Origin of the sequence: Mesorhizobium sp. DCY119, from assembly GCF_003590645.1 — a bacterium.
Lineage (GTDB): Bacteria > Pseudomonadota > Alphaproteobacteria > Rhizobiales > Rhizobiaceae > Mesorhizobium_M.
Map to the genome: position 1 here is coordinate 4,116,166 of NZ_CP031834.1, position 13,692 is coordinate 4,129,857.

Below are 13,692 nucleotides of genomic sequence, written 5' to 3' on the forward strand. Positions count from 1 at the left end.
GTCTTGAGGCAATAGGGCATGACCAGAAAATCCGTCATCCAGAAAACCGGCAGTGGCGCCTGGGGCGTTGTCATTCTCGGGTTCCTGACGCTGGCGCTCGCCTTCACGGTGCGCGGTTCGCTCTCGCTCGCCATGCCGGCTTGGCAGTCCGAGTTCGGCTGGTCACGGAGTTTCATCTCCGGTATCGCGGCAGCCTCCCTCCTTGTCATTGCCGTGATAGCACCCTTCGCCGGGGGTCTCGTCGACCGTCGGGGATCCCGGCCTCTTCTGGTCTTCGGGCTGGCCGCGATCGGCGTCGGCATCGTGCTGGTTGCATCCGCGCAACCCGGACTGACATCCTGGCTGCTGCCGATCGGCTTCGCCGGGATAGGCGCCCTCGGTTTCGGGACCATTGCCCAGCACGTCGTTGCGGCGGCGATCGCGCAGCGGATCGAGCAAAACCGTGGCCTCGCCGTCGGAATCGGCACTGCCGGCTCCACCGCCGGACAACTCTTGTTGATGCCGGCGCTGGCGTTCTTGATGCAAAGCGGCGAATGGCGCCTCGCTTTCCTGCTCCTCGCAGCTTCCTGCTTTCTGCTCATACCTGTGGCATGGCTCACCTTAGGAGGACATGCGCCTGCCTCGACCGCACGTTCTCACATCCATGGTGAAAGCGGTGCTCATACCAAGCCACGCAGCAACCTTGCCGCGCTCGCTCGCAGTCCGGTGTTCCACGCATTGTTCTGGAGCTACGCAATCTGCGGGTTCACGACAACCGGCGTCATCGAGACCCACTTGATGCCCTATGCGGCGCTGTGCGGATTCAGCCCCGTGCCGAGCGCCACCGCCTATGGTGTGCTGTCCGCGCTGAACCTCGCTGGAATGATCGCCGCCGGATGGCTGTCGGACCGCGTGCACCGACCGCTCCTACTGGCGTTCATCTACACAGCCCGCGCGGGCGCTTTCATCCTGCTGATGTTCGTCGCCGACAGTTATCCTCTACTCATGGTTTTCGCCACTCTGTTCGGGCTCTTCGACTACTCGACCGCTCCGGTGACGGCGAGCTACCTCGCCAGCCGCCTGGGCGTCCGCGTCCTTGGCCTATCGATGGGACTGCTCGCCGCCGGGCATGCGATCGGAGCTGCCGCCGGCGCTTGGGCAGGAGGGGCCGTCTTTGATTGGAGCGGCGACTATAGACTACTCTGGATTGCATCCGTTTCTCTAGCCATGGTTGCGACGCTTCTGATGATAGGTCTTAGCGACGATGAAAGAAGCAGGGGCGTGAAGCTGGCGAATGCCTAAGCGCGGCCTCGTCAGGGAGGGAAAGCCAATCCAAGTAGAACGGAAATCTCTGGATTTTGTCGAGGCTCTGCAGCACGCGGTGGGCGCGTCCAATGTCAAGGTCGGGGCCGATATACCCGAGGCTGCGCTTCGCGATTGGAGCGACGAGCGTGGCGGCACTCCCTTGGCGCTCGTGGCCCCACGCAACACCGAAGCCGTCGCTACGATCATGCGGCTGTGCCATGCTCACGAAATCCCGGTCGTGCCGCAGGGCGGACGTTCGGGGCTGGCGGGCGGCGCGGTTCCCTCGGAGGGTGCAGTGCTTCTCTCTTTGGCGGGCCTCGACCGGATAGATGAGATCGATGTCATCTCCGGCCTGATGGTCGTCGGAGCGGGGTGTATCCTGAAGCGTGTCCAGGAGGCCGCTCAGGAAGCGGGCCTTTCGTTTCCGCTCGACTTTGGCGCAAGCGGGTCGAGTCAGATTGGAGGCATTGTCGCCACCAATGCCGGCGGCAACAGGGTGATCCGCTACGGCATGACGCGCGATCTCGTGCTGGGTCTCGAAGCCGTACTGGCCGACGGCACCATCCTGCCGATGATGAACCGCATGCCGAAGAATAATGCAGCGCTGGACCTCAAGCACCTCTTCATCGGATCTGAAGGAACGCTCGGTGTCATTACGCGCGCCGTGCTGAAGCTGCATCCCGGAGTGGCCGGCGCCAATGCCTCGCTGGTCGCGGTGCAGGACTTCGAAGCCGTTACGGGACTCTTACGCCACGCCCAGCACGCGCTTTCGGGCCGGATTACGGCTTTCGAACTTATGTGGAACGACTACTACCGCGCCGTGCTTGCCGAAACGGGGCAACGCGCGCCGATCCCCCCGGACCAGGATATCTATGTGCTGATCGAGATGCAGGGCTCGGACCCTGATGGCGACCGACCGGCCTTCGAGTCCATGCTGGAAGCGGCCTTCGAGGCGGGACTGGTCGTCAACGCCGTCGTGGCGCAGTCGCAATGCGAGGTTGAACTGTTCTGGTCGCTGCGCGACGGCGTGGCAGAAATCCTCTCGCGTCGCGCCCCGGTGATCGCCTTTGACGTCTCGGTGCCGCTCGCGCGCATCGGAGCGTGCGTGCAAGAGATTCGGGTCGGACTAATGCAAGCCTGCCCGACATTGCAAGTCGTATTCTTTGGCCATGCCGGCGACAGCAACATCCACCTGATTGCCGGTCCCGTCGCGGACATCGGCCTGACCAGCCATGGCATCGAGCAGATCGTCTATGACATCATCCGCACATATGGCGGGTCGGTGTCGGCCGAACATGGCATCGGACTGCACAAGAAGCCTTGGCTGAGCTACAGCAGATCGGAGAGCGAAATGGCGCTGCTTCGTCAGCTGAAAAGGACCCTCGATTCCAAAGGCATCCTCAATCCGGGCAAGGTTCTGTGAGGCCAAGCCTGCTCACCGGTGGATGTCGCGCTTGGCATAGAGGTGAAGCGGTCCGAAATGAAGGGGGACATCGGATCAGCCTGCGCCACCATCCGCAGCGCGGCAACGACCGCGATCAAGATAGCAACGCCCAGCAGCGCGCAATAGGCCGTCACCACCACGAAGATGGGGGTCGCCGCGGCAAGTCCGGCGAGCAGCACCAGATCGCGGTCAGCGCCGTGCAGGAGGTTCTGTTGCACGCTTTTCGGCAATCAGTTTGGGGGATGGAGGCCGCTTTTTTTGCCGGAGCTTGCATCATGTTCAAAAGGGCTAATTTCGACCGTTCGCTGGTATCTGGTGCACGGCTTATGCCGGCGCAACCTGAAGGAGATGATGGCTGAGCGGCATCAGCATTGACCATTGGGTGATCCACTTCTCGCCGCTGCTGCTCAAGCAACCTCAGTGGCGCCACGACGTCAATGACAGAACGCGGCACCGACCGATGGCGACCTACGCAGGACGACTCGCGTCATCCGCAGTGAACACCTAGCCCGGATTTCTCAAACTACCGGTGTGGATAGCGGTGGTGGCGCCGGTTTTGAGCGGCTTGCGGGTGGGGAGCAGAGACTGGTGCAGCTTGCGGGATTTTGGACGAGCGAAGGAGTGGCGTGCGAGCCGGTAAGTCGCTGTGATGTGCTGGCGCGCCTGTCTGGTTCGTCAGAGCGCCCATTGGGCGAGCGCTGCATGTGCGGCGGCAAACTCGCGCTGATAGGGGTGACCTGATGCCATCGCCAGAGCGATGCGACGGATACTGACGCGCACCAGCGCCCCGATCTTGAACAGCTTGAGGCGGATGGTTGCGCAGGTGGCCTTTGCGAACTGGGTGTGCTGAAGCGCGATGCGACGCAGCGCGCACACCAGCACGTAGGCCATGGAGGCGAACCACAGGCGCAACTGGTTGGCGCGCATGGTGGCCGTCGAGGTGCGATCGGCGAACAAATCGCCCTGGCACTCCTTGATGCGGTTCTCCATCTCGCCGCGCGCGCAATAGACGTCCTCGTAGAGGTAGCGGGCGCCACACTCGTCATGGGTCAGCGAGGTGACGACGAAGCGCGGGTTGGCCTTGCCGCCCGTATGCTCGGCCTTGCCGTCGACCCGGCGCCTGCGGCTCCAGCTGTCGAGCGTCGTCCACGTGAAGTCCTTGAAGCGGCGTGCCGGCCTTGAGGTATGCCGGCTCTCCACGGCAGCCTGCTCCAGTTCGGCCCGCGATCTCGGCGACCAGGCGGGTGTTCCTGGCCAGGCCGAACAGGTAGTCGACGCCGTTGCCCTCGCACCAGGCCATCAACTCTTCGCGGGCGAAGCCGGAATCGGCCCTCAGCAGGACGCGCACCTTGGGCCAGGCGGCGGATCCGGGCGACGATGCGTGCCACCTCCTCGACCGCGCCGGCCGAGGCGTCGATGTTGGCGCGGCGCAGCCTGGCAGCCAGCAGGTGGCGACCGCAGAAGACATAGAGCGGCAGGTAGCAGTAGCCGTCGTAATAGCCGTGGAAGAAGCGGCCTTCCTGGTGGCCGTGCAGCGGATCGTCGGTGGCATCCAGGTCGAGCACGATCTGCTTGGGCGCCTGCCGATGCGCCTCCACGAACAGGTCGACGAACAGGCTCTCGATGGCGCCGGCATCATGGCTGATCTTGTGGTAGCGCGTCGGTGCGCTCGTGCTCAGTTCCAGCCGGTTGAGCGTCGATTTGCCGGCCACCGGCGCACAATCCTTGCGGCGCGCCGCAAGCTTGCCGGCCAGCAGCGCCATCACCGGATCGTGGCGCAACACGTCATGATCGATCAGGTCCTCGTAGCCTAGCGCCAGGGCGAACACTCGCTGCCCGACCAGCGTGCGCACCTCGTGCTCGATCAGCTCCGGGCAGCGCCCATCGGCAAAACACTGCGCCAGCCGATCAACCAGGCCGACGGCGCGGTCCGTCGCTCCCAGCAGAAGCCCGCCATCCGACGTCATCGCGCCACCGTCGAAACAAGCCACAACTTTGCGCCCTTCGACGGGTGCAAAACCGAACGCGTCCGTTATACAGTCTGCTTGCATCGGGGGCTCTCCGCATTAAAGATAAGTGTTTGTCGCAAAACAACTTTCTCTGATTCGGCACCCCGATGCACCTCACCTGTTTGAGAAATCCGGGCTAGATAGTGCTGCAAGCCGGGGCCGGTGGAATGTCTACGACGCAATACGATCTCGCGCGGCGTTTCGGACATGGGATCAAGATCCCCCAAAAGGCTCACCCCGCATAAGTTCATTTGAAAGGCCTGAACCTCCCCGCCCGAACGGTTCACCGCAAAGCCGCGCCAGCAAATGGAGGGGACTGAACGTTTGATATCAAAGGGCGAGTCGTTGCCGAGTGTCAGTTGAGACTTACCGAGAAATTTGCGTGAGTTTTTGACCGAACCTCTTCCAACGTCACGCCACTGGCGAGTTCTATCAGCGCCAGACTTGGCCCCGACTGCTTGTCGATCCTAAACACTGCCAAGTCTGTGATCACCAGACTGGCCACGCCTTTCCCGGTCAGCGGCAGGGTGCACTCCTTGAGCAGCTTTGGTTCGCCCTTGGCTTCATGCTCCATCAACACCACCACGCGTTTGACACCGGCAACGAGGTCCATGGCGCCGCCCATGCCCTTGACAATCTTGCCTGGGATCATCCAGTTCGCCAGATCGCCATTTTCCGCGACCTGCATCGCGCCCAAGATTGAGAGATCGATGTGGCCGCCACGGACCATTCCGAAGCTGTCGGCGCTCGAGAAGAAACTGGTCTCAGGGAGTTCAGTAATCGTTTGCTTGCCGGCGTTGATCAGATCCGGATCTTCCTCTCCCTCGAATGGAAACGGACCCATCCCAAGCATACCATTCTCGCTATGGAGCCGTACATCGATGCCTTCCGGGATGTAATTGGCTACAAGCGTGGGAATTCCAATGCCAAGATTAACGTAAAAGCCGTCTTCGATCTCTCGGGCGGCGCGGGTTGCCATCTGTTCACGTGTCCAAGCCATCAGACGGTCTCCTTCTGCCGTATCCGGACGGTTCTTTGCTCGATGCGCTTCTCGGGGTCAGGCACATGAACGATGCGAGACACGAAGATCCCCGGCGTGTGAATGTGGTCAGGGTCGATCGAGCCCGTCTCGACCAGATGTTCGACTTCGGCGATTGTCACGTTCCCGGCCGTCGCCATCATCGGATTAAAGTTCCGAGCAGTCTTGCGATAGACAAGGTTGCCCTCCGCATCGCCCTTCCAAGCGTGAACAATCGCCAGATCCGCGGCAAGCGCGGTTTCCATAACGAAGTTCTCGCCGTTGAATGCGCGGACTTCCTTTCCTTCGGCGACAATCGTGCCGACGCCTGTCTTGGTGAAGAAGGCTGGGATGCCGGCGCCGCCAGCGCGAATACGTTCCGCGAGCGTTCCTTGCGGGTTGAACTCAAGCTCCAGATCGCTGGACAAATATTGCTTAGCGAACAACTTGTTCTCACCGACGTAGGATGAAACCATGCGGCGGATCTGACGGCTTTCGAGCAACAGCCCGAGACCGGCGCCATCGACGCCGGCATTGTTGGAAATGACGGTTAAGCCCTTCACGCCTGAAAGCCGGATGGCTTCGATAAGGCCTGTGGGTATGCCGCAGAGACCGAATCCGCCCGACATTATCGTCATGCCATCGGCAAGCAGGCCGGCCACCGCCTCCACAGCGGTTGGGTAGACTTTGCGCAAGATGTTCCTCCCCAGATAGACAGCCGATGCCACACTCAATCGTCAATCCCGAAGTGTCACGCTAGCGTTGCGCGGCCAGCATCGTTAGTAGTATTTATACTGCATGTGGATCGGCGCGCCCCAAGGCCTGGACCCTTCTTCCAGCGGACTATCTGTATCGCTCAACGAATTGCCGGTACCCATGGTCTATGCGACCCATCGGATGATAAGGGATTGCAATGACGAGTTCGCTGCTCTGTTCGGGTTCGCGCGATCCGAACTGATCGACGGCAGCTTCTCGCGGCTTTATCCGCAATTGTCAGACTTCGTTCGCACTGGCGAAATGTGGCGTATGCATCTTGCAGGCGGTCAGGTCTATTATGACGAGCGTATCATGAGGGATGTGAACGGCCGGCGGTTCTGGTGCCAAGTCAATGGTCGTTCCAATAAGAGTGACGACCCTTTTGCATCTGCACTTTACTGCTTTCAGGAAATGAGCCGCCCCGTCACAGAATCCACTTTGCGGCTCACCGGACGTCAGAGGCAAATATTGACTTTGGTCGCCCAAGGAAAGACCAACGCCGAAATTGGTGCAGAAGCGGGGTTATCGAAGCGAACGGTGGAGGCGCATCGCCTTCGCCTGACGCGCACAGTTGGCGTTGCAAACTCGGCAGAACTATTGGCTTGGTTCCTCACGCAGAAGTAACCTGAAGTCGCGCGCGCAAACGACCAACGGCGCTCATGCTGAGGGCCACGACAAGGGGGTTGCCGTTCGCCGCGACGGAGCGTTCGTAGTCAGGCGATTGAAGTGGTTGGCGCACCCGCCGCGATTCGGACGCGGGACCTCCACGTTCTGGAGGTGGTGCTCTATCCATCTGAGCGCGGCGCTGGTCTCTGGACCATTCCCTGTAATCTCGGTTTCAACCCAGCTTCGGTGGTATCTCAGTGGTATCTTGCAGCCAATACAAAGGCGCCGCCCCGAAGGGCGGCGTATCAAGCCTTTGCTTTTTTTTCGAAATTTGGAGCGCCCGAAGAGATTCGAACTCCTAACCCCCAGATTCGTAGTTTGAAGGTGGTGATGACCTCTTTGGCCCATCGCCATCCTATTTGCACGCTGCCACCCGATATTCCCGCACAGCGGCGCTAAGGGGCTTTCGCTCTCCCACACCTATCACATTCTATCTCCACGAAGAAAATGAAGGAGTGGAGAATGAAGACGGCAACCCCCATCGTCCCCCTCAGGAGAACGATCAGACGCAAGCAGTTGCAGGAGATGGTCCCGCTCGCAAACAGCACAATCTACGAAATGGAGCAGCGAGGCGAGTTCCCGAGTCGCTTCGCGCTCTCGCCACGCTGTATCGTCTGGGATCTCGCCGAGGTCGAGGCCTGGCTCGAAAGCCGCAGAACATCGCCCATCACCCGTGCGAAGCAACCCGACGTCGGCCAGCGCAAGACCCGGCCCGTTAGAGGGCCGGATCAGGCTCGAACATGGGCATAGAGGGCGGCATCAGCACGGGCATGTACTTGCGCCCTTCCACCCAAGCGTCGATGATGTCGGCCCACTCCTGCAGCATGTGGCGCCGCTGAGCTTCATATTCCGCCTTGTTGTAGACCCCGCGCGACGACCGGCCGTCCTCGTGAGCCAGGCACTTCTCGATCCAGTCGCTGTTGAAGCCCAGCTCGTTCAGAAGCGTCGAGCCGGTTCGCCGCAGGTCGTGGACCGTGAACGGCTCAAGCGGAAGCCCTTCCTTCTGCGCCTGCTCCACGACCGAGTAGGTCACGCGGTTGAAAGTGGCGCGCGACATTGGAGCGTCAGCATCGTATCGCGACGGCAGCAGATAACGCGAGTTCCCGGCGCAGGTCTTGAGGGCGATCATAATGTCCAAGGTCTGGCGAGACAGATAGACGTTGTGCGCCTTTGATCGCTTCATCCTCTCCTTCGGAATGGTCCAGACCGCGTTCTCGAAGTCAATCTCTTCCCAGACCGCGTCCTGCAACTCGCTCTTTCGGACCATCGTCAGCAGATACAGCTTCATGCCAAGCCGAATCGTGGGAAGCGTGGCGACGTGCTCAAGCTGCTTGAGCATGATCCGGATCTCGGTCGGCGACAGCGAGCGATCCTTCGGCACGAAGGTCGCGATTGATGCGGGACCGACTTCCTCTGCCGGATTGGCGACCTTCTCGCCGTGCAAGATGGCGAAGCCGTAGATCTGCTTGAGGATGTCGCGGACGTGGATGGCGGTCGCAGGAGCGCCGCGCTCAACGATCGCTCCGCAATGAGCCCGGAGATCATCTGGCGAGATCTCCGTCAGCAGGCGGTTGCGCCACACGGGGAGCAGCTCGCGCTCGAAGATTGATCGGCGCATCGCCCGCGTGCTGTCCGCCATCGGAGCCGCCTGGAGCCACTTCTCCCCAAACTCGCCGAAGCTCTTCGCCTCCTTGAGGCGCCGCTTCTCGCGCTGCTTCTCGATCGCCGGCGACACGCCATCAGCGACCGATCGCCGGGCATCGATGCACTTCTCGCGTGCCCGCGCGAGCGAAATTCCGTCAGGACCATACTTCCCAAGATAGAGCGTCTCGCGGCGCCCATTCAGACGGTAGTCCATGCGAAATGACATCGCGCCCCTCGTCGTGACGTGGATGTACATACCGTCACGGTCCGCGACCTTGAAGTCTTTCTCCTTTGGTTTCAACGCTCTAAGCGCTGCGTCGGTGAGCATGGCGCGCCCTCCTCAGAAAACTACCGTCAGGCGATTTTTGCGGTCCGATCGTAGAATTACGCCATATTCTTCAATGCTTTAGGCATAAGAAAACTACCGTCATCGGGCATCTGCCCTTGACGGTAGTCGCTAAATTTCGAACTGGCAAGAGCCCCGGCTACCGTCAGGCAGCCCGTCAGATGCGATGCTCACCCACCGATAGGTGTCGAACGCTTCCAGCAAGAAACTTATTCTAGATCAATGCCTTGCGTAGTTCCGTGGCGTAGTTTTGGATACGCTTGGATGGGCCAGAATCATTCCCACTCGATCGTGCCGGGCGGTTTGCTGGTCACGTCGTAGACGACGCGGTTGATGCCGCGCACTTCGTTGATGATGCGGGTGGCGGCGCGGCCGAGGAAGCTCATGTCGTAGTGGTAGAAGTCGGCGGTCATGCCGTCGACCGATGTCACCGCACGCAGCGCGCAGACGAATTCGTAGGTGCGGCCATCGCCCATCACGCCCACCGTCTGCACCGGCAGCAGCACGGCAAATGCCTGCCAGATGGCGTCGTAGAGACCGGCCTTGCGAATCTCGTCGAGATAGACGGCGTCGGCCTCGCGCAGGATTTCGAGCTTTTCGCGGGTGACGCCGCCGGGGCAGCGGATGGCGAGGCCCGGTCCCGGGAAAGGGTGGCGACCGATGAAATGGTCGGGCAGGCCGAGTTCCTTGCCGAGCACCCTCACCTCGTCCTTGAACAATTCGCGCAGCGGCTCGACGAGCTTCATGTTCATGCGGTCGGGAAGGCCACCGACATTGTGATGCGATTTGATGGTGACCGACGGACCGCCGGTAAAGGAGACGCTTTCGATGACGTCGGGATAGAGCGTGCCCTGCGCCAGGAACTCGGCGCCGCCGAGCTTCTTTGCCTCTTCCTCGAACACCTCGATGAACAGGCGGCCGATGGTCTTACGCTTGGTTTCGGGATCGGCCTCGCCCTCGAGCGCGCCGATGAAGCGGTCCGCCGCATCGACCAGGATCAGCGGCAGATTGTAGTGCTCGCGGAACATGGCGACGACATCGGCCGCCTCGTTCTTCCGCATCAGGCCGTGGTCGACGAGGATGCAGGTGAGCTGATCGCCGACCGCTTCATGGATCAGCAGCGCTGCAACGGAGGAGTCGACTCCGCCGGAGAGCGCGCAGATGACCTTGCCCTTGCCGACCTGTTCGCGGATCGAGGCCACCGCCTTTTCGCGGTAGGCGGACATGCTCCAGTCGCTCTCAATGCCGGCGATCTTGTGCACGAAATTGCGCAGCAGCTTTGCGCCGTCGGGCGTGTGCACCACTTCGGGATGGAACTGGACAGCGTAGAATTTGCGCTTCTCGTCGGCGATCGCCGCGAAGGGTGCGCCGGCAGACGTGCCGATGACGCGAAAGCCCTTGGGGATATCGGTGACGCGGTCGCCGTGGCTCATCCAGACCTGATGGCGCGTGCCCTTGGCCCAGACGCCTTCGAACAATGCACTGTCGTCCTCGATCTCCAGGAAGGCCCGGCCGAACTCACGGTGGTGACCACCCTCGACCTTGCCGCCAAGCTGGGCGCACATCGTCTGCTCGCCGTAGCAGATGCCGAGAACCGGGATGCCGGCCTGGAATATCGCGTCCGGCGCTCTCGGGCTGCCGATGTCGATGGTGGAGTGAGGACTACCGGAAAGGACGACCGCCTTGGGCTGAACGCGCTCGAAGGCCTCGGCAGCCGACTGGAACGGCACGATCTCGGAATAGACGCCAGCCTCGCGGATGCGACGCGCTATCAGCTGCGTCACCTGGCTGCCGAAGTCGATGATAAGGACGGTGTCGGGATGATTGTTGGTTTTCATGGCGAGCATTTAGAGAAAAGAGTGAGTCGGCGCAATGGGTTGCGACAACGTATGAACGATCCGATTCATCGACCTCGCGAATTGATTCATCGCGTTCGCGCAAATGATGAGATCAAAGGCGCAGCGTGCCGTTCGACAAGGCATCGCCCAGCTTGCCGACAGCGCCGGCCAGCTTTTCGTCGATGACGTGAAGATACTCCGTCCAATCGTTGACATGCTTCAGTTCTGCGGCACCGTCGGATATACCGCGCAGGCCGATCAGCGGCAGGCCGAACAACTGGCAGGCACGCAGCACCGCGAAGGTTTCCATGTCGACCATCTCGGCATCGATGGCGCCATAGGCAGCGCCCGAAACGATCGCCGCACCGGTCGAGAGGCTGGCTTCGCGGATGCCGGGCACGCGCAATGGCAACGGCACGGTTACCGGCAGATCGAGGAACGGCGTCGCGCCCTTCTCGAAGCCGAGCGCGGAGGCGTCCATATCGCGATAGGAAACGGTCGTGGCCTGATAGATCTCGGTCTGCTCGAGGCTGCGGCTTCCGGCAGAGCCGAGCGAAACCACCAGATCAGGCAGAGCATCCGATGCCTTCAACCGCCCCATTTCCGCGCCGAGCATGACGCCAGCCTCTACCGGGCCAACGCCCGTCATAAAGGGCACGAACAGCTTTTTCAGATGCGGTCCGTATTCGGCGTCCACCGCCATCACGAACAGGATTTTCTTGCCACCCAGGCTCGTCAGGGTCATCGGATCAGCCTTCGATGCCGTCACGGCCAGTTATGGTCATCATCGTGCCGGTCATCGTGGCAACGAGCTTTGCCTCTCCATCGGCGGCAAAGGCATAGGCCTGTCCGTCGGCAACGATGATGGTGCGTCCGGGCTTGGTCACCGAGCCGCGGAACAGGAAACGTTCGCCCTTGCCCGGCGCCAGAAGATTGACCTTGAACTCGATGGTGAGCACGGCGGCGTCTTCCGGCATCAGCGAATAGGCCGCATAACCGCAGGCCGAATCCAACGCGGTCGAGATGATGCCGGCGTGGAGGAAGCCATGCTGCTGCGTCAGCGCGTCCGAATAGGGCATTTCGATCTCGACGGTGCCCGGCGTAACAACGGTCAGCGTCGCACCAACTGTTGTCATCACCTGCTGCCGGGCGAAAGACGACCTCACCCGTTCTTCATAGTTCGGCGAGGATTCTATCTTCGTTGCCATGACGCCTGACCTTCGCTGCCTCAAAGGCTTATTGCAAACGCTCCGGCTGCAAGCAATCGCCAATGTTGCGGCGCAATAGACTTGGCCGGTCAATCGTCGATCTATTGCTGCCGGCGCAATGCCGCGAAGAAGAACCCGTCGGTGCCGCTGCGTGCCGGCGTCAGCGAAATGCCCATCGCCTTATCGATTCGCGCGGCATCGGCCTTTCCCGGAAAACCGCGCTCCCAAAGCTCGGCATGGTCCACCGGCGCAAAGGCTGCTTCGCGCGCAAGAAAGGCCTCGACCTGATCGCGGTTCTCTTCGTCAAAGACCGAACAGGTGATGTAGACGAGCAGACCACCCGGCTTCACATAGGTCTTTGCCGTGTCGAGGATCGCCGCCTGTTCGCCCTTGCGGACGTCGAGCTGCCGCTGTGTCAGGCGCCACTTCGCGTCCGGGCGGCGACGCCAAGTGCCGCTGCCGGTGCAGGGCGCGTCGATCAGCACGATGTCCATGTGGTCCTGGAGGCCGGCCAGTTCGGAGGGCTTGGTGACCACCTGAACATTGCGATTTTCGGAGCGGCGGATGCGGTCGAAGATCGGCGCGAGACGGCCCTTTTCGGAATCATGCGCAAAAATCTGACCGCGATTTTCCATGGCGGCCGACAGCGCCAGCGTCTTGCCGCCGGCGCCTGCGCAGTAATCCAGAACCTGCATGCCGGGTTTCGCGCCGGCCAGTTCGGCGGCGATCTGCGAACCTTCGTCCTGCACCTCGAACCAACCCTTTTGAAAGGCAGGTTCAGCCTGGACGTTGGGGTGGCGGCCGCTGCCATCGATGGGTGCAATGCGAATGCCGTTGGCGGCAAGAGCAGTGGGCGCAGCACCGGTCTCGGCAAGCTCTTCCAGCACCTTGGCACGACTGGATTTCAGCGTGTTGGCGCGCAGGTCGAGCGGCGGGCGGGCAGCAAGGGCCGCGCCCTCCCCCACCCATTCCCCGTTGAAGGCCCGTTCCAGCAATGGCGCGCACCATTCGGGGCAATCGGCGCGCACTGCATCGGGCGCATCATTCAGGTTGCGCGCAGCGATTGCGCTCAACTCATCCGCGGTCAGCGGCGGCGGAGCAAATTTGTCGCCATCAAGCGTCTGATTGAGTGATTGCGCGGTTTCGCGCCATTCGAGCAGCAGCGCGCCAAAACCAATGGCGCGGGGCGTGTCGTCGCCGACCAGCCATCCGGCGGAACGCTTGCGGCGCAGCCCGTCATAAACGATGTTGCCGATTGCGGCTCGGTCGCCGGCGCCGGCGAAACGATGGGACAAGCCCCAATCCTTCAGCGCGTCCGCAGCGGGGCGATGCCGCCGCTCGATATCTTCCAGCACTTCAATGGCCGCAGCCAGTCTTCCGCCAAGTCGCATAATCGGTGATCCCTATTTCGGTGTACCCGAGAGAGGGCCTGACTAGCCTTGGCAACGAGCAAGCACAAGCCGCACTTTGAAATTTGGT

At 61.5% G+C, this 13,692-nt stretch carries 12 protein-coding genes, 1 tRNA gene and 1 pseudogene; 4 read left to right on the forward strand and 10 right to left on the reverse strand.

Going from position 1 to position 13,692, the window contains the following annotated elements:
• Window positions 1-18 precede the first annotated feature (18 nt).
• Both DZG07_RS19995 and DZG07_RS20000 read left to right on the forward strand, forming a co-directional pair.
• On the forward strand, window positions 19-1,281 hold the full coding sequence (locus tag DZG07_RS19995; RefSeq protein WP_119820097.1) for an MFS transporter: 1,263 nt from the start codon (window positions 19-21) through the stop codon (window positions 1,279-1,281).
• 79 nt (window positions 1,282-1,360) lie between these two features.
• Entirely contained in the window at window positions 1,361-2,707 is a 1,347-nt protein-coding gene (locus DZG07_RS20000; RefSeq protein ID WP_197716885.1) for an FAD-binding oxidoreductase, read from the forward strand.
• Here the strand turns inward: DZG07_RS20000 and DZG07_RS20005 are convergent.
• The 4 genes and pseudogenes from DZG07_RS20005 to DZG07_RS20020 form a co-directional block, all read right to left on the reverse strand.
• On the reverse strand, window positions 2,650-2,946 hold the full coding sequence (locus DZG07_RS20005; protein WP_245429535.1) for a conjugal transfer protein TrbD: 297 nt from the start codon (window positions 2,944-2,946) through the stop codon (window positions 2,650-2,652). The two genes, DZG07_RS20000 and DZG07_RS20005, sit on opposite strands and share 58 nt — an antisense overlap.
• A gap of 457 nt (window positions 2,947-3,403) precedes the next feature.
• A pseudogene (locus DZG07_RS20010) lies at window positions 3,404-4,779 on the reverse strand (IS1380 family transposase).
• A gap of 313 nt (window positions 4,780-5,092) precedes the next feature.
• On the reverse strand, window positions 5,093-5,737 hold the full coding sequence (locus tag DZG07_RS20015; protein WP_119820105.1) for a CoA transferase subunit B: 645 nt from the start codon (window positions 5,735-5,737) through the stop codon (window positions 5,093-5,095).
• Window positions 5,737-6,450 carry a CoA transferase subunit A gene (locus DZG07_RS20020; RefSeq protein ID WP_119820108.1) on the reverse strand — a complete coding sequence of 238 codons (714 nt, stop codon included), beginning with the start codon at window positions 6,448-6,450 and terminating at the stop codon, window positions 5,737-5,739. Before DZG07_RS20020 ends, DZG07_RS20015 begins: the two co-directional genes overlap by 1 nt.
• A 103-nt stretch (window positions 6,451-6,553) precedes the next feature.
• On the opposite strand from DZG07_RS20020, the gene DZG07_RS20025 reads away from it, so the two are divergent.
• Entirely contained in the window at window positions 6,554-7,135 is a 582-nt protein-coding gene (locus DZG07_RS20025) for a PAS and helix-turn-helix domain-containing protein (RefSeq protein ID WP_119820111.1), read from the forward strand.
• Between the two features lie 107 nt (window positions 7,136-7,242).
• Here DZG07_RS20025 and DZG07_RS20030 read toward each other — a convergent pair.
• Window positions 7,243-7,317 (reverse strand) — tRNA-Leu (locus DZG07_RS20030).
• 322 nt (window positions 7,318-7,639) lie between these two features.
• Between DZG07_RS20030 and DZG07_RS20035 the strand changes: the two genes are divergently transcribed.
• Window positions 7,640-7,927 (forward strand): AlpA family phage regulatory protein, encoded by a 288-nt coding sequence (locus tag DZG07_RS20035; protein ID WP_119821926.1) that lies wholly within the window; start codon window positions 7,640-7,642, stop codon window positions 7,925-7,927.
• Here the strand turns inward: DZG07_RS20035 and DZG07_RS20040 are convergent.
• The 5 genes from DZG07_RS20040 to DZG07_RS20060 form a co-directional block, all read right to left on the reverse strand.
• Window positions 7,893-9,149, reverse strand: a complete 1,257-nt coding sequence (locus DZG07_RS20040; protein ID WP_119820114.1) for a tyrosine-type recombinase/integrase — start codon at window positions 9,147-9,149, stop codon at window positions 7,893-7,895. The two genes, DZG07_RS20035 and DZG07_RS20040, sit on opposite strands and share 35 nt — an antisense overlap.
• Before the next feature lie 293 nt (window positions 9,150-9,442).
• Window positions 9,443-11,005, reverse strand: a complete 1,563-nt coding sequence (guaA, locus tag DZG07_RS20045; RefSeq protein ID WP_091914595.1) for a glutamine-hydrolyzing GMP synthase — start codon at window positions 11,003-11,005, stop codon at window positions 9,443-9,445.
• Between the two features lie 112 nt (window positions 11,006-11,117).
• Window positions 11,118-11,750, reverse strand: a complete 633-nt coding sequence (locus DZG07_RS20050; RefSeq protein WP_119820117.1) for a 5'-methylthioadenosine/S-adenosylhomocysteine nucleosidase — start codon at window positions 11,748-11,750, stop codon at window positions 11,118-11,120.
• A gap of 4 nt (window positions 11,751-11,754) precedes the next feature.
• A complete protein-coding gene (locus tag DZG07_RS20055; RefSeq protein ID WP_091914433.1) occupies window positions 11,755-12,213 on the reverse strand; it encodes a PaaI family thioesterase in 459 nt (152 codons plus the stop codon).
• Window positions 12,214-12,314: 101 nt separating this feature from the next.
• Window positions 12,315-13,604 carry an RsmB/NOP family class I SAM-dependent RNA methyltransferase gene (locus DZG07_RS20060; RefSeq protein ID WP_119820120.1) on the reverse strand — a complete coding sequence of 430 codons (1,290 nt, stop codon included), beginning with the start codon at window positions 13,602-13,604 and terminating at the stop codon, window positions 12,315-12,317.
• Window positions 13,605-13,692 lie beyond the last annotated feature (88 nt).